The 20509-nt window shown below is 65.1% G+C and carries 10 protein-coding genes; 2 read left to right on the top strand and 8 right to left on the bottom strand.

The window, feature by feature from the left end:
- Nucleotides 1–895: 895 nt before the first annotated feature.
- Nucleotides 896–1975 carry a tyrosine-type recombinase/integrase gene (locus NE857_RS01870; RefSeq protein WP_254419505.1) on the bottom strand — a complete coding sequence of 360 codons (1080 nt, stop codon included), beginning with the start codon at nucleotides 1973–1975 and terminating at the stop codon, nucleotides 896–898.
- Nucleotides 1976–2591: 616 nt separating this feature from the next.
- Between NE857_RS01870 and NE857_RS01865 the strand changes: the two genes are divergently transcribed.
- The gene (locus NE857_RS01865; protein ID WP_254419504.1) at nucleotides 2592–3893 is read left to right on the top strand and encodes a site-specific integrase; all 1302 of its coding nucleotides are present in this window, start codon (nucleotides 2592–2594) and stop codon (nucleotides 3891–3893) included.
- Between the two features lie 262 nt (nucleotides 3894–4155).
- On the opposite strand, the gene NE857_RS01860 is transcribed toward NE857_RS01865, so the two are convergent.
- From NE857_RS01860 to NE857_RS01830, 7 genes are all read right to left on the bottom strand, one after another.
- A complete protein-coding gene (locus NE857_RS01860; protein WP_254419503.1) occupies nucleotides 4156–4692 on the bottom strand; it encodes an NUDIX hydrolase in 537 nt (178 codons plus the stop codon).
- 140 nt (nucleotides 4693–4832) lie between these two features.
- Nucleotides 4833–5051 carry a hypothetical protein gene (locus NE857_RS01855; RefSeq protein WP_254419502.1) on the bottom strand — a complete coding sequence of 73 codons (219 nt, stop codon included), beginning with the start codon at nucleotides 5049–5051 and terminating at the stop codon, nucleotides 4833–4835.
- Nucleotides 5052–5137: 86 nt separating this feature from the next.
- Nucleotides 5138–5443: an AbrB/MazE/SpoVT family DNA-binding domain-containing protein gene (locus NE857_RS01850; protein WP_254419501.1), complete on the bottom strand. Its 306-nt coding sequence runs from the start codon at nucleotides 5441–5443 to the stop codon at nucleotides 5138–5140.
- A gap of 3526 nt (nucleotides 5444–8969) precedes the next feature.
- Nucleotides 8970–13064, bottom strand: coding sequence for a type I-G CRISPR-associated helicase/endonuclease Cas3g (cas3g, locus tag NE857_RS01845; protein WP_254419500.1), 4095 nt, complete (start codon nucleotides 13062–13064; stop codon nucleotides 8970–8972).
- Nucleotides 13051–14502 (bottom strand): type I-G CRISPR-associated protein Csb2, encoded by a 1452-nt coding sequence (csb2, locus tag NE857_RS01840; RefSeq protein WP_254419499.1) that lies wholly within the window; start codon nucleotides 14500–14502, stop codon nucleotides 13051–13053. Before csb2 ends, cas3g begins: the two co-directional genes overlap by 14 nt.
- Nucleotides 14503–14506: 4 nt before the next feature.
- Nucleotides 14507–15685, bottom strand: a complete 1179-nt coding sequence (gene cas7g / locus NE857_RS01835; protein ID WP_254419498.1) for a type I-G CRISPR-associated RAMP protein Csb1/Cas7g — start codon at nucleotides 15683–15685, stop codon at nucleotides 14507–14509.
- Nucleotides 15686–19608: 3923 nt separating this feature from the next.
- Complete coding sequence (locus NE857_RS01830) at nucleotides 19609–19932, bottom strand: hypothetical protein (protein ID WP_254419497.1); 324 nt, start codon at nucleotides 19930–19932, stop codon at nucleotides 19609–19611.
- A 265-nt stretch (nucleotides 19933–20197) separates the two neighbouring features.
- Between NE857_RS01830 and NE857_RS01825 the strand changes: the two genes are divergently transcribed.
- Nucleotides 20198–20491 carry a hypothetical protein gene (locus NE857_RS01825; protein WP_254419496.1) on the top strand — a complete coding sequence of 98 codons (294 nt, stop codon included), beginning with the start codon at nucleotides 20198–20200 and terminating at the stop codon, nucleotides 20489–20491.
- Nucleotides 20492–20509: the final 18 nt, after the last annotated feature.

Here is a 20509-nt window from a genome sequence, read left to right as displayed (position 1 = left end):
TCTTCCGGCACCATGGGATACAGGGCAACACACCATGACACGGCGAACCTATACTGACCATATAAAATGGCATCACAGGGCACCTGAGAACATGATGCAATAGTGAACTATCGCGCTGCTAATGCGGTTAGGGGGCAACCCCTTCATGGGTTCAAATCCCATATCCTCCGCGCTCTGACCTGGGGCTTCTCGCATCGCGAAAGCGAGAGAAGCCCCAGGTCTTCTCATATTCAGGGGTCCACTGGCACAGGATCCGTGTCAGGTACGCACGCCAGTCACCCCCTGCCCCCACCCCTGGCCGCTGAACTGCGGGAACGAGCCCTCGGGCGACCTGGACCTGAGAGTGCCGCAGAAGGCATGCGGCGAAACCCAGCGCGCCAGCACCCCTCAGCAGGCCAGCCCCAGGCGGCTTTGTACCAAGCGAGAGTGACCTGCATCACATAAAATGGGCTCGTCTTGTCACTGGGTGTAGCGGTCAGCAGACCTTCGGAACATCGAGGCACACAGCGGGGAGCAGCCCTCATCCTCATCGAGGCGGCCCACCAGTCCTTGAGGGTGTTCTCGGGCGCGATTCCGCCTGAGTGCCAGGCTCGGCAAGCCCTGGAACTGGGGAAACGCCCTTCCGCACTCGGGGTGGACGCCAGTGGGAAGAACCGACGCTGCGCGAAGGCAAAGGGCATGACTACGAGCACCTGCACCAGTGCCGCACAGGCGTGATCGCTGACCGCTTGGACCGCCAGGACGTGTCGTTGAAACGGTTGGGCCGGCGCTGAGCAGGGCGAGCGCATCAGAGTTGGCTGGTTGGATGCTTCGCCTGCGCATTGATTTGTCACCCCAGGCTCAACAGGGAAAAGAGCCCTTAGGCGTTGTGTGAGGACACTCGGGTTTCAGAGCCTCAAGCCGCAAGACGAGGAATAACCCTGGTTACCGCTTCAGCAGCCGCCTCATCGCACTTAGGCATCACATGGACGTAAGTGTCAGGGGTGAACTTGTAGTTCCGGTGTCCGAGCATCTTCGAAATCACCTTCAGGCTCGTTCCTGCGGACAAAGAATAGCTCGCCGCGCAGTGCCGAAGATCGTGCACCCTAATGGGAGGCAAGTCCGCTTTTTTGGTCAACGCGATCAACTTGTCTCGCAGTTGGTGTCGGGTCAGCCTCTTTCCGTCCTCATCAGTGAACACATAATCCGACTGCACCCACTTTTTGCCAGCTTTTTCCCGCTCGGCCTGCTGAACCTTGCGCCATTTACGCAGCTGCGCAACGTTCTCCTTGCCCAAACTGATGGTGCGCTGACTACGCGGGGTTTTTGTTCCGTGGATCGCCACCGCCCCCGAGTCTTCCAGGCTCAGATCGCGCCATTGGAGATTGAGCATCTCCTGACACCGAGGCCCCCGGGTCAGCGCCAGATGGAACAGGGAGTGGTCGCGGTATTCTGTTTCCTCGATCTGGTCGAGGAACCACCCTGCCTGGCCCTCGGTCCAGGCCATGACCGCGGACGGCCTTTCGCCAGTACGTCGCCAACTCTCCGTGCGCTCAGGGGTCCACACCAGAGCGCGCCGATAGGGCACCCTCGGCAGGGTCACGTACTGGGCGGGGTTGTGAGCGAGCAGCCCCACCCTGCAGGCATGAGTCAGAGCCGACCTGATGACCGCGTGCACCTTGTGAATGCGCCCTGGGCTGGAGGGGCGCCACGGCGTCTTCCTTGCGGACTCTGCCCGTGCCTGCTGAAGACGCCGTCTCAGTTTGCGCTCGTACGCATCCAGGGCAGAGGTCTCCTTGTCGCCCATGGCCGCGTACAGGCGGTTCAGGTGCTGGCAGGTGAGCTCGCTCAGTCTCACCTTCCCCAAGGCTGGCGCGATGAACAGGCGCCAGATGGTCTCGTAGTCGTTGTAGGTACTCATCGCCCAGTGGGCCTTGTTGCTCTCCAACCACCCCTGAACGAGTTCGGGCACGGTCTGGTGGGGCACTTCGGGCACCAACCCAGCTCTGGTCCGAGTGATGGCGGCCTTGACCTCTTCCTGTGCTTGCCTTTGGGTGTCGAAGGGACCGAGCCTTCCTTGACAGCGCTCTCCCGTTTCCAGGGGAAGGTCATAGCGCGCGTACCACTTGCCGTGTCCGGGGTCGGTCCACTTCGGGCACTGCCCCAGCCGATAGGCACGCTTTGTCTCAGGGTTTGTGCACCAGCATTGGCGCTTGACGCTACCGCGCACCTGGCGTCCTCCGATCTCAGGTGTGACTGTTGGGTTGTGTCTACGAAGAGCGATCCTCGCAGACACCCGATCGACGAGAAACACCCGGCATCAGGCCTGCCAAGGCAACACCGTGCCCTCGAGCTCGTGGCCTCGAACTCTCGACCGTCAACCCATCGGGGGCTCGCTTGTCTCCTTCTCGAGCCACGCCCCAAAGAAAGAACCACTGCCTTAAACAAGAGCCCCCAACCCCGAGCACGTTTCAGACCAATGCCAACAAAAAGGACCTCTTTTCGGAAGAATCAAAGAAACACGTTGCTCCGCTTGAATATCGGGAACACAAGAGGCTGAAACCCCTCCCCCGTTTGCTGGAGGTAGCACCATCAACGGGAGCTTCGCCCGCATGTGTTTCTGCCAGAACCCGACGACGAAGAGGCCTTACCGGAAAGGTGAGTGCCCGAAATCCAAGAGGCCCGGGCACGCCCAGTGGTACGGGCGCTACGACGCCCCCAGCGCCGGTGGTCAGCGCCGCCAACCCAGGGTCGGTCCCTTCCGCACCCGCGCCGAGGCCGAGGCGGCGGTTCGGGCCGAGATCCTGCGCACCAGCCTCGGCGGTCTGCCCTGCGCCTACAAGGTCACCGTGGCCGAGTACTTCCAGGACTGGCTGGTGCGCAACAAGCCGAGGCTGGTCAAGACCTCGTTCGAGGACTACGAACGCATCATCAACAACCTGCTCGTCCCGGTCTGGGGCGACCTCAAGCTCGTCAAGTTGCTCCCGCCTCACCTGCAGGCCCTCTATCGGGTTCTGGGATCCCAGAACACGGCGGCCAACGACCTGGTCCCCACCGTCACCGAACGCCTCGCACCGACCAGGACCAACCGCGGCGCCCGCAAGCTCAAGGGGACCTGGCAGTACCCCCTGAGCGCCAAACGCATCTGCAAGGTGCATGCGGTCATCAGCTCAGTACTGACGGAGGCGTGCGAAAGGGGGTTGCTCGTCAACAACCCGGCCACCTACACCGGTCTGCCTCCGCTGGCGAGGAAACCGCCGTTGGTGTGGACCCAGGCGCGGGTCGACGCCTGGCGGGAGAGTGGTGAGAAGCCGGCCCAGGTCATGGTGTGGACCACTGAGCAGTGCGTGGCTTTCCTGCGCCACCTGGCCGAGGTGGGTGAACGCTACTTCGCGCTGTACCTACTGGCGATGAGCCGCGGCCCCCGGTGCGGCGAGCTGCTCGGGCTGCGTTGGCCCGACGTGGACCTCAACGCGCCGGGTTCCTTCACCATCCAAGGCACGAAGACAGAGCGTAGCTACCGCACCATCCACCTGGGCCAGGCCAACGTCGTGGCCCTGCGCCAGTGGCGGCATGCCCAACAACGTGAGCGTGAGCGGAGTGGTCTGCTGTGGACGCACAGCGGGCTGGTCTTCACCGACCGGTGGGGGAAACGGATCAGCCGCCACACCCTGAGGGAGCGGTTCATCCACCTGACAGACGAGGCTGGTCTGCCGCCGATCCGGTTCCACGACCTTCGGCACTGCGCCGCGAGTCTCACGCTGTCCGCGGGCGCGGACATGAAGATCATTTCCGAGACGCTCGGGCACAGCAGCTATGCCTTCACCGCTGACTTCTACACGAACATGATGCCCGACGACGATCTTCAGGCCGCTGAGGCGGTCTTCGCCCTCCTGGGTCACACACCAGCCTGACACCTGGGGCGCGGGCCTGTGTCCAGATGCACCCGCGAGGCAGCGCCAGGGCCCGCGCCGTGTACGGTCACGGGCGCTGCCCGCCCGGGCGGTCCTGAGCGTTTGGGGGCGGCCGGCGACCTCCACACCACGTCCCCGGGTGTCCGACCTCGTCTGTGACAGATCAGAGGCGCTGGGCACGGTGCACACGGCCCAGCACCCGTCCTGCTCCGGCCAGAGCCCGACCGGCTTTCTCAGCTCATCAGGAATCCCGGCTGTGTGCTCACCGCGCGCAGGCCCCTGTCGCGTAGAGGTAGAGAAGCGCGTTCATGGACGTACCGCTGACGAGTTCGCGTTTGCTCACCAAGTCAGGGATGCGCTCGATCGGGACCCAGTCCAGGCGCTCGGCTTCCCAGTCCTCTTCCGGTTCACCGACGTGCTCGGCGCTCTCAGCGACGAAGATGTGGTGTTCGGTGTCCGAGAGGCCGCTGGAGGGCTGGGTGTACAGCAGTGGCCTCAGCGGGCCCGGCCTCCATCCGGTTTCCTCCTCGACCTCGCGTGCGGCGGCGTCCTTGGGCTGCTCTCCCTTGGTGATGCCACCGATGGGGATCTCATAGCCCCAGGTATCGGTGATGAAGCGGTGACGCCACAGGAGAAGGACGTTGCCCTGACCGTCGAGCACGGCGGCTCCAGCGCCGGGAGCCGAGCGGATGACCCGATGCGCCAGATGTCGACCTCCGGTGATCTCCACGTCCGCGAGGCGGATGTCGAGCCACTGGTCGGTATAGAGGGGTTTTTCCGAGTGGACGGTCCAACGCATGCGAAGTCTCCCTGAGGGTCGCTGACGGACTGCTGCATCAGGCAGCCTGAGCTCTCGGGACATCACTCCTCACGAGGCGCCCTGACAGCCAAATGTCTCCTCCTGTCTAGGGAGAGGGCATCGAGGGTTGTGCGGTGTGCTCAAGGCGGGCCGGGGTTGAAGATGGCGTGCGTGCCTACCCGGCGCCAGATCACGTGCGGCTTGCCCGGGTACCGTTCCTGGCCGTACTCCCACGTGGCACGACCATCGGGCGCCCAGGTCATCTCGTAGACCCCCGGGGCGCCCTGCACACCCTTGACACGCAAGCCCGGCCGGAACTGCCCCTTCTCCACGTCGGGTGCGAACTCGGTGGTGACCACCCGCCGGAAGCGCTCCGCCTGCTGGCGGGGCAGCTTCTTGAAGTCGGCCTGGAAGCGGGGGGTGGTGGCGAACGTGGCCAGTGCTCTCAGCGCTCCTCTTCCTCGAGAGCGTCGAACATCGACTCCGCGTCCTCGAACTCCTCGGTCCGGCCTGCGGCGATCTGCTCACTGGCCTCCCGCTCGCCCTGCTGCCATTCGGGGTCCCAGAACCACGCCTGGTCGGCGGGGACCGAGGTCATGCCCCTGAGCACGACCTGACCGCTCTCCGTGATGTCGAACTCGACCTCGTCGCCCTCACGAATGTGCAGGGCCTCGGCGACCTCACGGGGCAGGGTGACCTGGTTCTTACGACGCATCACCGCACGTCGACGTCTCGCCTTCGTATCGCTCATGGCTGGTGGGCTCCTTTGGGGTCGTGCTCCGGGTTTCCCGTCCGGTGACACGTCTCCAGGATGCCTCTGCGAGTAAGAAAGTTCAACTTTCCTACCCATGGTCTGTCGATCGATCTCGCGCGGAACTCGCTTCCCTGGCTCCTACCTGAGCCCCGATGGGCAGCGACTCCAGTAGATACGTGCCGTGGTCCAGCAGTACGTGGGGTGCGGTGGAAAGAGCGCCAGCGGCTTTCATTGAGGTGGCTCAGCTGAGGGAAGAGACCCTCTCTGCCAAGGCCCGGCCAGCCGTGTTGGAATCCAGAAACACGGCTCCACCAAAAACGGTACATACCAAGCCTTTGAGCCAAATCCACCAGGATCAGGGGTTGGTCAGCCTTGGCGCTTCAACGTGGACACCCTCCCCAAGAGCTTTGAGACGTCGCGGCGCGGGTGACCTGATAGTCATAATCCGGCAGCTTCAACGCAGACGTCCCGCTCGGAGACGTTGAGACCGGGCGAGGTCGAGCTTGATGTATTCGCGGAACCAGCTTCAACGCAGACGTCCCGTGCAGAGACGTTGAGACCACCACGGCAAGCCGTACCAGTGGGGCGGCGTCGGGCTTCAACGTAGGCGTCCCAGTCAGGGACGTTGAGACCAGGCATGACCAGCCCCGTAACCAGCGACCCACCCACTTCAACGTAGACGCCTCGGTCAGGGACGTTGAGACATCGGGCTGCCCCGCACGAGCACACCCAGGACGCACGCCTTCAACGTAGACGTCCCGAACAGGGACGTTGAGACGAGGCAGCCGCGCAGGTCTGGCGCGCCATCCTGCTCCTTCAACGTAGACGCCCCGAGCAGCGACGTTGAGACACCTCCATGAGCGGGTCGTCCGCCAGGCCGGGAGCCCTTCAACGTAGACGTCCCGAACAGGGACGTTGAGACTTTGCGGAGCACGTATTTGATGACGTTGCCCCTGTACCTTCAACGTAGACGTCCCGGTCAGGGACGTTGGGACGACCCGCCTTCCTCCTCCAGCCCGAACGCCCCGAGCCTTCAACGTAGACGTCCCGTTCAGGGACGTTGAGACTTGCCGAGGACGGCATGTACTGCCAGCGCCTCACAACTTCAACGTAGACGTCCCGAGCAGGGACATTGAGACATGTCGGCGCGGGCGGCGGCGTCGAACGCTTCGTTCCTTCAACGTAGACATCCCGGTCAGGGACGTTGAGACGGAGCCCGCGGCTCGTCACGCCACCACCGCCTGGAGCCTTCAACGTAGACGTCCCGTTCAGGGACGTTGAGACTCGTCGATCCCGGCCTGGGCGGCGTGCTCGCGCAACCTTCAACGTAGACATCCCGGTCAGGGACGTTGAGACGACTACCTCACCAAGAGCGTCGGAAAAGGCGCCGACCTTCAACGTAGACGTCCCGGCCATGGACGTTGAGACTGATCCCCCCGCAGGTCATCGACGGCCGGTGGGCCCTTCAACATAGACGTCCCGGTCAGGGACGTTGAGACTGCCAGCTCTCGTCCGCGTAGCGGATGGTGTGCTCCCTTCAACGTAGACGTCCCGCTTGAGGACGTTGAGACCTGGTGGCCAGCTGGAGGAGGCTCTCATCAGTGGTCCTTCAACGTAGACGCCCCGATCAGGGACGTTGAGACGCGCCGAGCTCTTTAGCAAGCCCGGATAGCTGGTCCCTTCAACGTAGACGTCCTGCCTGAGGGCGTTGAGACTCCAGGACCGCCATCATGCCGGGCCCGGCCTCCACGCCGCTTCAACGTAGACGCCCCGCTCGGAGGTGTTGAGACATCTGGGTCCGGTTGATCCGTCTGAGGATGTCGATCCTTCAACGTAGACGCCCTGCCTGAGAGCGTTGAGACAACGCAGCCCGGCGAACTGGAAGACGTGGTCCCGATAGCTTCAACGTAGACGCCCCAATGAGAGTGCGCTGAGACCCCATAGACGGGCGAGTTATGCTCGCCACCCAGTTCCTTCAACATGGAGACGCCCCGTGAGGGGACGTTGAGACGCCCTGCGGGGCGCTACCGCTTCGGTGACGAAGGTCCTTCAAAGTAGAAGTCCCGCTTAGAGGCGTTGAGACGCACCAAGGTTGACCTGGCATTCCGAACGCGCGGGTCCTTCAATGTAGACGCCCTGTTCGAGGGCGTTGAGACTTCATTCTCGGACAGGTCCGCGAGCGCGGCGCGAGCCCTTCAACATAGACGCCCCACTCGGAGGCGTTGAGACCTGGGACGCTGTGACCTTCACGCACGAGCAGTTCGACCTGCAACGTAGACGCCCCTCTTGAGGACGTTGGGATCCGGCGGCGGCGTTGGCCACCATCGTGAAGGCGATTCTGCAACGTAGACGTCCCGCTCAAGAACGTTGAAACTGGCTTGTAGTGCCATGGCTAGGGGCGGGTGTCCTGCCTTCAACGTAGACGTCCCGGTCAGGGACGCTGAGACCCCGAGACCGCCTGCACACCCTTCATGCCCGCCTGCCTTCAACGTAGACATCCCGAGCAGGGACGTTGAGACTTCGCACGAGACGCGACGAGCATTCCCCGGATCATCTCCCTTCAACGTAGACGTCCTGTTCAGGGACGTTGAGACGATTCTGCTCGTGACCCCACGGAGCCAGCGCCAACCCCTTCAACGTAGACGTCCCGGACAGGGACGTTGAGACCGCGACCAGGTCCGGGGCGGCGGGGGTGGCCATGTCCCTTCAACATAGACGTCCCGGGCAGGGACGTTGAGACCGTGTGCTTCTTGCGCTCGGGCTTGAGGATGCAGTCCCTTCAACGTAGACGTCCCGCTCAGGGACGTTGAGACTAGGCGTTCGCGGCGCCCTTGTGCTCGGCCTCGAACCTTCAACGTAGACGTCCCGCGCAGGGACGTTGAGACCTCGACTCCCAGGTGCGCTATTACGACGCCTTCGACCTTCAACGTAGACGTCCCGAACAGGGACGTTGGGGCATGACCACGATCGCGAGGGGGGCCGGGATGTGCAGCCTTCAACGTAGACGCCCCGGTCAGGGACGTTGGGACCTGTGTGCCGGACCGGCCCGAGGACCCCGACGCCTCCTTCAACGTAGACGCCCCGATCAGGGACGTTGGGACTTGATCGGCCCGGTCACAGCGCGCACGGCCTTCATCCTTCAACGTAGACGCCCCGGTCAGGGGCGTTGGGACGCGGGCTCGCCCTCAATGTCGTAGGGGTCCAAGGTCCTTCAACATAGACGCCCCGGTCAGGGACGTTGAGACGGGCTCGCCGCCCCGGGACCCCGCCATCCCGGCCGCCCTTCAACGTAGACGTCCCGACCAGGGACGTTGAGACCCCTCCCGGGAGCTGTCTCCTCCCCGGGGTACGGCTAGCCTTCAACGTAGACGTCCCGTTCAGGGACGTTGAGACAGCGCGTGAACAGGCAGAACCCTCTGAAGGAGTCGAGAGAACTCTCGTCACAGGACGCACGCTAGGCGTTTTGGGCGGTTTTGTGGTTGGGGACCTCCCGGGGATGTGGCGTGCACTTGGGGTTCGCGCTTCAGAACAGGTTGACGGGCATCGGTGTGAGTACGCCTGCGGACTTTCCGCCCGGGATGGGGCGGCGGTGCGCGGCGGCGACGGTGAGCACACCCAACGGGGCCAGGCCCTTCCGGTCCAGACGGAGGGTCGGCTGATCCGCGGGCTGAGGTGTCAGGTTCGGGTGGGTGAGAAGGGCTTGGACGCTGTCCAGGTCCAAGGGGTGTTTCCATACGGGCCAGAGCATGATGCGTTGCCGGTTGTGGCGGTACCACAGGCCTGAGCGCAGGTATTTGCCATCGCCGGACAGCGGCAGCAGCGGTAGGGCTTGGGTGGCCAGCCAGGTCGCGCCGGGTACCCCGTTGGGTGTGGAGGCGCCGGTGGTGGTGTCCACCGCGGTGCGGATGGCTCGGTGGTCGAGGTTCTCCCCGGTGCACCCCTCCAGACGCTGCCAACCCGTCAGGGCCTGGTGCAGGACCTTGGGGTCTTTGAGGACCAGTTCCAGGGGTTTGGAAAAGAACGTGGCGGCCTTCTGCCCGCCCGCGGGTGCCATGAAGGGTGTGAGCACGACGCGGCCGTCGTTGTCGGTGGCCAGGTCGGTGACGATGGTGTGCAACCAGGCCGGGGCGTGTTCACCACCCAGCTGTCGGGCCCGGTCTCGCAGCTCCTGCAAGTGTTGGCGGGGAACACGCAGGGGGTCTTTGCCGACACCGATCTGGGGTGGCCAGGCCGCCTGCACCTGCGGGAGAGCCCCGCCCGTGGGGATGTCTTGGACGATGCGGTGCAGGGCAGCGCTGATCTGTTCCACGTCGCCGAGTGGGCTGGTGATCTGCGCGGTGACCATCAACGCGTCGAACGAGAGCCGTACTCGGCCTGGGCCGAGGTGTTGGTGGAGTAGGCGCAGCACGCCCAGGCTGGTGAGGAAGCCCAAGGGGTCGCGTCCGTCCAGGGCCGGCAACGTCACCGTGTGCGCCTCGGCCGCTGTGGCGGCGGGGGTGGGGTGCTGGTGGGGCCGGGGTGGGGTGTGCGTTGTGGTGGTGACCGGTTGTCCGGCCGAGCACCACATGTCGGCCATGCGCACCACCGCTTCCAGCAAGGTCAGCTTCCACCGTCCATGCGTGTGGTTGAGGCGGGCGAACCGGGCTGGGGAGCGCCAGTCCAACAGGTCCGCGGTGTCCACTGTGGTGTCGGTGCCCGGGATGGGTACCTGGACGGGTGCGGGGTCGGGTACCGGTGGCAGCAGGGGGCGGGAGTGGCCGTGGTGGGAGGCCACCAGGTGCAACACCAGATCCCGTACCTGTTCGTCGAGGCCGTGGGAGTCCAGGTGGTGTTGGGCGATGCGGGCGGAGAGCCCTTCATGGCGTGTGCCGGGCGGGTAGCCCGAGGTGCGCAGTGCCTGCTCGCGTGCGGTCGGGTCGGTAGGGGCCTGGAGTGACTTGGCGAGCACCTGCCCTGACTGTGCTTGCGCGGCGGGCAGGGGGAGGCCGCCGCGCAGGATCGTTTGGAAGCGGGGGTCGCGTTTACCCTCGTCGTGGTACAGGCCCGCCAGGTAGACGGCGTGCACCTCGGTTCCGGGCAGGCCGATGTTGCGAGCGAAGGCCGCGGCCTGGCGGGCGACCTGGTCCTGGTGATCGTCCAACCACACCGGTTCGGATTCGTCGGTGGTGGAGGCCGAAGCCTCGTCAGTGTCGCCGCCGCGCAGCACCCTGCGTGCGGCCAGCACGACCCTTCCCCGCAGCGACTCCTGTTCCACCTCAACCCCGGGGTCGGGGGTGTGGGGCTCCGTGCTCTCAGCGGGCAGGATTTTCACGAGCAGGCTGCGGTTCTTGGCGGCGTGGGCGAGCCGGGTCAGGTTCGTGGCCAGCGGATGCTGTAGGCGTTGCTCTTGGATGAGTGCGTTGACCTGTTCCAGAGCGGCTCGGTAGTCGCCTGGTTCGGGGGCCCGGCCCGTCTCTTCGAAGGCGTCCTGGACCGCGAGCAGTTCGTGGAGTGCTTGTCGTAGGGCCTGGGCGGGTGCGCTGGCATCGTTCGCCTCGACCAAGCCGACGGTGTGGATCAGGCGCTGGTCCAGGCGCACGGTGGGGAAGCCGCGGCGTGAGGCCAGGTCGGCCACGTCCACGACGGGCCCGGTGTGGTGCTGGGGCGCCCATCCGTAGCGGTCGCATCCGCCGAAAGTACTGGGCAGGATGACGGTGTCTCCTGGGCGGACCTGGTTCAGGGTGATGCGTTCCAGGTCGCGGTGGCCGCGGTAGCGCAGCACGAACTCCTGCTCAGCCACCTCCTCCACGTCCCGGACCGGGCCTGTTTCGAGGTCGGCGATCTGGCCGGCCGCGACGTGGTCGCTGTTGCGCCAGCGGCGCAGAGCGGTCAGGGAGACCTGGAGTTGTTCGTCGCTGCTGGGCGGTACCAGCCGCAGCCGCTCGACCACCGCCTGGGCGACCTTCCCGGTCGTGTCCAGGCAGGTGGCGGGATCTATGTCCTCGCGCCAGAGCACGGTGACGTCGGGGTCGCGGGTGTCGAGTCCGTGCAGGAACGGCGCCACGGGTGGGTCGGTCACGGGGGTGGGGCTGGTGTGTTCCCAGGACCGCATCACCCCCGGGTGCATCACCGGCGGCGCTTTGGCCGCCTCTTGCAGGGCGGCCCGCTCTTCCCCGGTGGCCTGGGCGAGCAGCTCCTTGAGGGCCGCGGGTGAGACCTCGATCCCGGTACCCAGGTCCTCCACAGTGCAGGCCTGCTTGGGGGTGGCGGCCAGGGGCGGGCACAGGCGGGACAGCAAGCGCCAGGTGCCCTGGCGGGCAGCCCCGTAGACGGGGTCCTCGTCCTCTACGGAAGGGTCGTGGACGATGACCGCGGGAGCACGCCAGCCCCACTCACTGCCAGTGGTGGCGGGGGTTTCGCGGGTTTCGGGGGTGCGGGCCAGCCGTCCCAGGCGTTGGATGAGGGCGGTCATGGACGCTGATTCGCTCAGCAGCACATCGGCGTCGATGTTGGCGCCCACCTCCACCGTCTGGGTGGCGACCACGTACAGCGGCTCGCTCTCCCGACCGTGCTTGCGTTTGACCTGGATGCGGTCGTAGAAGGTGTCCATGAGGCGTTGCCGGTCCGCGGGGCGGCTGCGACCGATCAACAACACCCTCCGCTCGGGGGCGATCTGTGCCTGGGCCAGGGCGGTGAAGACCGCTCGGGCTCGAGCGACGGTGTTGCACACCACCAGCACCACCGGGCCGGCCATGGGCTGGGCTGCGGCCAGCGCCTGGGCCCAGGAGGCGAGCTGGGCGGTGATGACCTGTGAGGCGTTCTTCTTGGTGGCCTTGTGTGGTTCGACCAGGTGCATCCACCGCGGCGAGGTCAACCGGCGCGAGGCCACCGGGTGGGCGTGGTCGGCCTCGCCGATGGAGTGGGTCCGGCGGGCGGCACCGTCTTTGACGGTGGCTGACATCTGCACCACACGCGGCCGGGCGAGCCGGTGCTCGGGCTGGTCGACGGTGGCGGCGTCGATGCTGGTGAGCATGGCCTGGGCCAGGTGGGCCTCATCGACCAGGATGAGACTGTCGGTGCCCACCAGGGCCGCGTCGATGGGGCGCAGCCGGTCGGAGACGCCGTAGCCGCGTAGGAACAGGCGGGAGCCGATCTGGTCGACGGTCCCCACCACCAGGGCGTGGCGGTCGGGGCGTTGGATCCACTGCCAGGACCAGGTGGTGCCGCCCCGCATCCGCGTGACCTCCACGACCGGGCCCTGGTCCTCGGGCTGGCGCAACCGATCGGCAATCGCCGCCAGGACGGCGAGGTCGGCGGCGGTGCGGTCAACACCCGCTGGTGTGTGTCCGTTGAGTAGGCCGGCGATCACGTTGGCGTGCTCAAAGGCCTCATCCACCACCAGGCGGCGGTCGACGATGAAGAACACGCGGCGACGTCGGTCGACCGCACCGGCTGCGGCGGTGTACAGGGCGATGTCGAGCAGGCTGGTCTTGCCCAGCCCGGTGGGCACGTCCACCGCCTCGGGCCAGTCCTCACCGGCCAGGAGCCGGTCAGCGAGAGCGGCTTGCCAGGGGAAGGGGCCGTGTCCGTGTACGGCCTTGAAGAACGCGGTGAACGTGGGCAGTTCAGCCGGTGACATCGACAACCTCCTCCGAACGGGCACGGTCATCGGCCTTGGTGCGGGGGCGAGCTGTGGGGTGGGGTTCGAACAACCCCAGACCCAGATAGCGCATCGATCCGACCAGGACAGGGCCCACCACGGGTTCGGGGAACTCGATGCGGGCGTGCAGCACCCAACGCCGGGGCCGCTTTGGGGGGTAGGTGTCCTTGCGGGGGCGCAGCATCGCCCCCGGGGTCAACGGGGCCTGGGAGACCTGCACGTGCGAGGGGGCGGGGTAGCCCGCGGTCACCACGGAGCGGGCGATGCTGTCGGTGGGGTCGCTGTTGCGGCGCACGAACCGGTCCAGCATCAGCGGGGTCGCGCTCACCCACACCCGCGAGCCCGTCCCAGGAGCGCTCCAGCGAGCCGGATTCAACGCCTTGGTGTTGGAGCCTTCTGTCTGCAGCGCGAGGGGGAAGATGGGTCCGTAGCCGCGGTTGAGATGGGTCAACGGCTCCTCCACCACAGCCCGGCGTACCGCCTCAGCGGCGACGGGGTCCACCTCGTGGGGCAGCACCACCGCCAGGCCGTGCAGGGCACCGCGGGCGTGGCGGTGGCCGACCTCGGGCAACCCCACAAAGCCCACGTGGTGACGGCCCGTCTCGGCGTGCCCGGACACCTGCCCGGGGATGTTCTCACCGATGCGTGCCATCACCGTGTCGCGGAGCTTGTCGGTCAACGTCAACAGCTCACCGGAAGCAGGCAGCACCACGTCACGTGCGAAGGCGAACACCAGCATCGTTCCGAACGGGCCCCGCACTACCTCAGGCTCTTGCACGGTGGGGGTGTCGGGGGTGGTGTAGCCGATCGTGCGGCGCACATCCCACGCACTGTCCCCTTGGGTGAAGGCCCGGTCCAAAGCCTCCAGGTAGCCCGGGTAGGGCACGCCCAGCGCGGTCGTGGCCCGCTCGCCCAACGCCACGGGGGTGTAGGGGGTCCACTCCGGCCGCGGGGCGGGGGTGGTGTGGACGCGGATGGCGACGGTGCTGGTGGACCGGCCCAGGTAGGGCACCTTCCACGCCAGCTCCGCCAACGCCTTCTCCACCTGCGCAGGTGGGTCGGCCTCGGGCCACACGAACGCGAACTCGTCCGTGTCCGGGATGCCCGAGACCTGGGTCAACGGCGCGGTGGTCCGCCCGGGCAGGGACTGACTACCGCCCTTGCTCGAGGTCTTGTTGGTCACCGCATACCCGTCCGAACGGAACCGCGCCCGCTCGGGCAGGCCCCCTGCCCACACCTGGGGTGGGCCCTGGTTCTCCAACCAGACCAGGGCTTGTCGTTCCTCTGCGGTGGGGGCCGAGGCCACCAGGGCGCAGAACAGCCGGGAGGGGGCGGGGGGCCATTCTACGTTCTCGCGCCACCCATCGGCGGCGTCATAGCGGCCCTGCAACAGCCGCACGTTCATCACCAACGGCACAGGACTACTCCCCCGGCTCGTCGGACTTGGCCACCGAGTACTCGATGGCCTTGGCCAGTGCCGGAACCGGGTCTAGGGCGATGGTCTCCTTCGACATGGTGATGCCGGCCTTGGCGGTGCGCTCGCACAGTTCGTGGAAGACCTCGATCGCCTCACCCGCCCCCAACGTGATCTCTTCACGTGCCTGGCCCTCGCCTTCGAAGACCAGGCGCTGGCCGGTGTGGATCAGGTCGCACCCTGAGCGCAGCCATACCGAGGGCCCACCGAACGCCAACCGGTCCCCGGCCAGCGCCAAGGCGGCCAGCGTGGCCCGGGCCAGACGCACCGCCTCCACCGGCGCGTCACCGAAACGCAGCCGTGCCAGAGCGGCCATCGACAGCCATCCTGCGCGCCGGGCGCCGGTGATGGACACCCCGCCGTGGGCGGGGTTGGGGGCGATGTTGCCGAGGCCGCGTTCGCTGAGCTTCTCGCCCTTGGTCTTGGCCTTCTTCTCCCCCGGGATCATGAACTCCCAGTCGTCCTTCGTGGAGTCCTTGACGGCGCCGGTGAGGTTGACCGGGTCCATCCGCCCGCCCTGGCGCTGGCCCAGGCGCGGGTCCAGGCCGACGATGGAGGAGGAGTAGGCGCGGGCGAACCGGGTCTGGTGGCCCTTGCGGTGGGAGTCCCAGCCGCCGAACAGCAGCGACTCGGGCGAGTACTCGAACAGGGCCCGCACATCCTGCGTGGTGACCGCACGGATCTTCTGCCCCACCTCCGTTTTTGGGAAGCGCACCCCGCCGATCTGGCTGTCGCGCAGGTAGGCGTCAGCGAACCGGTGCGGCATCTCCAACGAGGTGATCCGCACCGGACCACGCGAGGTGGAGGTGGTGAGTTCGAACAACGGCAGCCGGATCCGGCCCTCGTCACGGGCCTCCAGCAGGGCGGTCTCGACGCGGTTGGCCTGGCTGGGCACCTGGTCCAGCACCACGACCCACCGCTGCTCGCCGTCCACCCAGTGCTCCTCGGCCAGGTAGGGCGCATCGGCCAGCGGGTTGTCCTTCTCCTGGCTCCTGTCCTTGGGGTAGGAGGGCGGGAACACCTTGTCGCCTGCGGCGGGACGGTATTCGGCCTGGGCCGACACCCCGGCCCAAGGGCGCTCGGGCCCCACCGCGGCCAGCAACATCTCCAGGAACTGACTGGACATCAACGTCTCCTTCAACAAGGCAAGGGGGCTGCGTAGTGATGGCGGTGACCAGCGGGGTGAAAGGGGTCCTACAGCGGTGTGGGTAGCACCAAGCAACACCGTAGAGGCAGGGTGTGACAGAACCGGGTGTTAGTCTGCCGATCCGACAATCGCCAAGCATCTGTGATGACGGAACTCGGCCCGCGCGAACCTGCAGTGCGCATGAAAACCCCAGCAGGTTCCCAAGCAGAAAACCGACACAACACTCGCCAGGACAGACTTTCTGTCTTCTCACAGAGGCCTGCTATGGATATTTGCTGGTCAGATGCCGTCTCAACGGCTCCTTGGGAGTCGTCCACGTTGAAGGAATCTGCCGGGGACCTCGGACACAACGCGCGAACGGTCTCAACGGCTCCTTGGGAGTCGTCCACGTTGAAGGCAGATGCAGCGGCTCGCCTCGGAGCTCCAGCTCCGGTCTCAACGGCTCCTTGGGAGTCGTCCACGTTGAAGGCGGACACGCTGTGTGGCGTCCTGGTGCTGTCCGGTAGTCTCAACGGCTCCTTGGGAGCCGTCCACGTTGAAGGACCGGCGGCCCGACCGACACCCCGGCCGCGGACATGTCTCAACGGCTTCTTCGGAGTCGTCCACGTTGAAGGCTGTCTGACTACCAGCTCAACCCGCACCTGTCGGACGTCTCAACGGCTTCTTCGGAGCCGTCCACGTTGAAGGGTCATCAACACCGTGTACAACCGGGGCCTGATCCCGGTCTCAACGGCTCCTCAGGAGCCGACCACGTTGAAGGGCGCACTGGCGCGTGGGCGGTGACGTCCTGGACGCCGTCTCAACGGCTCCTCGAGAACCGTCCACGTTGAACGACGTCCAGGGGGACGAACAAGCCGGGGTGTTTCACGGTCTCAACAGCTCCTCGAGAGCCGTCCGCATTGAGGGTACGGCAACCGGCGCGCACTCAAGCGCGGCGACCGGTCTCAACGGCTCCTTCGGAGCCGTCCACGTTGAAGGCCAGACGAGGACCTGGCCGCCCTCGTCGGCCACGGTCTCAACGGCTCCTTCGGAGCCGTCCACGTTGAAGGCCAGACGAGGACCTGGCCGCCCTCGTCGGCCACGGTCTCAACGGCTCCTTCGGAGCCGTCCACGTTGAAGGCAGGTGGATCCGTCGAAGTACGACTTCTACTCCATGTCTCAACGGCTTCTTCGGGGCCGTCCACGTTGAAGGAGGTCGCCGTCGCCGGTGTTGACGACCGAGTTATCGTCTCAACGGCTCTTCGTGAGCCGTCCACATTAAAGGGCCTACCTCCACAAGGAGGGCCTGCCCGTCCACCCATCTCAACAGCTCCTTGGGAGCCATCCACGTTGAAGGGGCCCTCTGCTGGGGTGGTGACCTGTGGAGATGCTGCCTCAACGGCTCTTTGGGAGTCGTCCACGTTGAAGGGATAGGAACCCGGACAACCTGGTGACCGGGCACGTGGTCTGAACGGCTCCTCACGAGCCGTCCGCGTTGAAGGGTGGCCACGCTGGTGCTGGACCTGGCCGGGATGGTGGTCTCAACGGCTCCATGGGAGCTGTCCACGTTGAAGGGGGTCGGTCTTGATCTCCTTGTAGAGCTTCCCGGCAGTCTCAACGGTTCCTTGGGAGTCGTCCACGTTGAAGGATCTCGATCGGGATCGTCGCCGAGGACGGCCGCGAGTCTCAACCGCTCCTTGGGAGTCGTCCACATTGAAGGACCCCCACACGGGAGCGGCCCGGGATCATCGTGATGGTCTCAACGGCTTCTTCGGAGCCGTCCACGTTGAAGATCCGTGGTGAAGGAGATGTTGACCATCTCGGGCTTGCCTCAACGGCTCCTTCGGAGCCGTCCACGTTGAAGGCTGGAGGCGCTGGGGTTGGCCGAGGACGCCGCCCCGGTCTCAACTGCTCCTTGCAAGCCGTCCACATTGAAGGGGTGCATTTCGTGGTCGATCTGCTGCACTCGCTTGCCTCAACAGCTCCTTGGGAGCCGTCCACGTTGAAGCGCCGTGACCGTGGTCGATTTGTGGCGCAACCACCAATCTCAACAGCTCCACGTAAGCCGTCCACCTTCAAGGTTTCGCCCCACCGGGCACTCTTTCATGTAGACAGGGTCTCAGCAGTTCCTCCTGAGCCGTCTACGTAGAAAGACGGAGGAGGTCAACTACCGGCTGATCAACCACCAATCTCAACGGCCCCCCTTGAGCCGTCCACGTTGAAAGCAGATCGACGGGGTCACACCGGAGCAGATCACCGAGTATCAACGGCTCCTCGCGAGCCGTCCACGTTGAAGGGCGGTCTACGTGACCATTGAAGTGTCCGAAGGGAAGTCTCAACGGCTTCTTCGGAGCCGTCCACGTTGAAGGTGCCGGGCGGCGAACTGGCCCGCGGTCTCATGCTCGTCTCAACGGCTCCTTCGGAGCCGTCCACGTTGAAGGTGTGAGTTCGCGAGCATCTCGGTGTGGAACAGCTCGGTCTCAACGGCTCCTTCGGAGCCGTCCACATTGAAGGGTCTCTCGGGGGTGGAGCCCGGGTGAGCAGGTGGTCGTCTCAACGGCTCCTTGGGAGTCGTCCACGTTGAAGGAGCTGCTCGCTCGACACGAACGCCGGGGCGTTATCGTCTCAACGGCTCCACTTGAGCCGTCCACGTTGAAGGAACATCGTCCAGACCGTCAGGTCCGGCGGCCAGCAGCCTCAACGGCCCCTCTCGAGCCGTCCACATTGAAGGAACTGGCTGCTCTTTACGGTCTTCGAGGGGTTCGCGGCCTCAACGGCTCCTTGGGAGCTGTCCACATTGAAGGTCGACCAACGACATCCTGTCGACACTGCCCGCGACCGTCTCAACGGCTCCTCGTGAGCCGTCCACGTTGAAGGGCGGACACCGGCCGCGTGCGCCTCCCGGCAGGGACGTCTCAACGGCTTCTTCGGAGCCGTCCACGTTGAAGGAGGTCGCCGTCGCCGGTGTTGACGACCGAGTTATCGTCTCAACGGCTCCTCGTGAGCCGTCCACATTAAAGGGCCTACCTCCACAAGGAGGGCCTGCCCGTCCACCCATCTCAACGGCTCCTCTGGAGCCGTCCATGTTGAAGGGTCATCGACACCGTGTATAACCGGGGCCTGGTCCCGGTCTCAACGGCTCTTCGCGAGCCGTCAGCGTTGAAGATAGCTGGCCCCTCCTCGTCGGGATACGCTGCTTCGGGTCTCAACAGTTCCTCGCGAGTCGACCAGGTTGAAGGGCGACCGCGCTCGGGGTACCGATCGCGAAGAACCCGTCTCAACGACTCCTTGTGAGTCGTCCACATTGAAGGATGTCCTGGGCTTCGTCGATCAGTACGAACCCGCGGGTCTCACTGGCTCCCCGGAAGCCGGCCACGTTGAAGGGGCCTCACCCGCGACGCCGCCGGACAGGATTGGAAGTCTCAACGGCTCTTCGTGAGCCGTTCACATTGAAGGATCATCGGCAGCCCCAGCGGGAGCTCCACCGTCCACGATCTCAACGGCTCCTTGGGAGCCGTCCACGTTGAAGGGACAACATCGGTGAGTGGGACCAGGTGGATCAGCTGTCTCAACGGCTTCTCAGGAGCCGTTCACGTTGAAGGGACGAGGTGCATGCCCAACCCAACCGGGAGCTGTGGGTCTCAACGGCTCCTCAGAAGCTGTCCACGTCGAAGTCACATGTCGAGGATTGCGCCTTCGGCCGCGACCCATTTCTCAACGGCTTCTCGTGAGCCGTCCACGTTGGAGGGAGTTCTCGCAGACCCTGCGCGATACCGACCCGCAGGTTTCAACGGCTCCTTGGGAGTCGTCCACGCCTGCAACCCAGATCATGTAGTGTCCTTCCTGACCCATAGCAGACTCCGAGAAGGGGTTCCAGGAAATCGAAGGCATCGTGTTCGACTTAATGAGTCGCTCACATTACGTCAGTAATTCCACAAGCCGACGCTGCCCAAAATCTGGAACCAAGCACCCTTCAGCTCGACCCAAGGCAGCTCCTTAAGTACCTCTTGGCCATCGCAGCCGGACTGTCCACCTGCATCTTCACCTCCGGACTCGCCTTCCTTGCCCTCCGGATCATTAATCGCCAAATAGAAATTTGGTGGAGCAGAAAAAGAGTTCTGCAGCCTCAACACAAAATCGATACTCTGGCCAAAGATGCGCCTGGGCACGAAACTACGCGCAACGTAATTCATGGCAGCGTCCATGACCCCAGCACGGTCCTGCAGGCAGGTCACATCAGCATCCACCTGCACACATCCATGCCGCCGGGGAGCCCCACCAGCAACTCCAGGACACCCGACCCTCAGCACCCCGAGGAACCCAACTCGTAGGCCCACAGCCCCCGACAGTGCGGGCTAGTTGAGAGCGTGATACGGCTTCACCTACCGGGACGAAAACTGGGATACCGCCCTTCCCCCTTGAGCAAGTACCCGGACTGGATGCGGGAGGTATCCACAGCCATGTGGAAAACCACTCGGAGCCCCACAGAACTCCAGAGTACTGTTCACCTTCGTGGACGAGGGTTACCCGTCAGATGCTTACTACATCGCTGCACTGATGGCCCCTGAGCGAGAAGCGATGCCCCTAGCTGATGCTTTGGACACGGTGGTGGCCAAGGCCGAGGTCGATCACGAGGTCAGCACCACCGCCGAACTTCATGGACATGATCTTTTTCGAGCCAAGGCCGACTGGGCACACCACCAAAAGAAGCCTCGGGTGAGGATCGGTGTCCACAACGATGTGTCTCAGGCCATCACGGACCACGACGTAAAGATCATCCATCGGGGGAACGCCTCACATCCTTAAACCTGGGAACATTAGCTC

This window comes from Nocardiopsis exhalans, assembly GCF_024134545.1.
Taxonomy (GTDB): Bacteria; Actinomycetota; Actinomycetes; order Streptosporangiales; family Streptosporangiaceae; genus Nocardiopsis; species Nocardiopsis exhalans.
This window is presented reverse-complemented; position numbering and strand designations above follow the sequence as displayed.

Bases quoted from the DNA above. Each gene is read 5' to 3' on its own strand.
- cas7g (WP_254419498.1), bottom strand. From the start codon at position 15,685: ATGTCCAGTCAGTTCCTGGAGATGTTGCTGGCCGCGGTGGGGCCCGAG.
- NE857_RS01860 (WP_254419503.1), bottom strand. From the start codon at position 4,692: ATGCGTTGGACCGTCCACTCGGAAAAACCCCTCTATACCGACCAGTGG.
- cas3g (WP_254419500.1), bottom strand. From the start codon at position 13,064: ATGTCACCGGCTGAACTGCCCACGTTCACCGCGTTCTTCAAGGCCGTA.
- NE857_RS01865 (WP_254419504.1), top strand. From the start codon at position 2,592: ATGTGTTTCTGCCAGAACCCGACGACGAAGAGGCCTTACCGGAAAGGT.
- NE857_RS01850 (WP_254419501.1), bottom strand. From the start codon at position 5,443: ATGAGCGATACGAAGGCGAGACGTCGACGTGCGGTGATGCGTCGTAAG.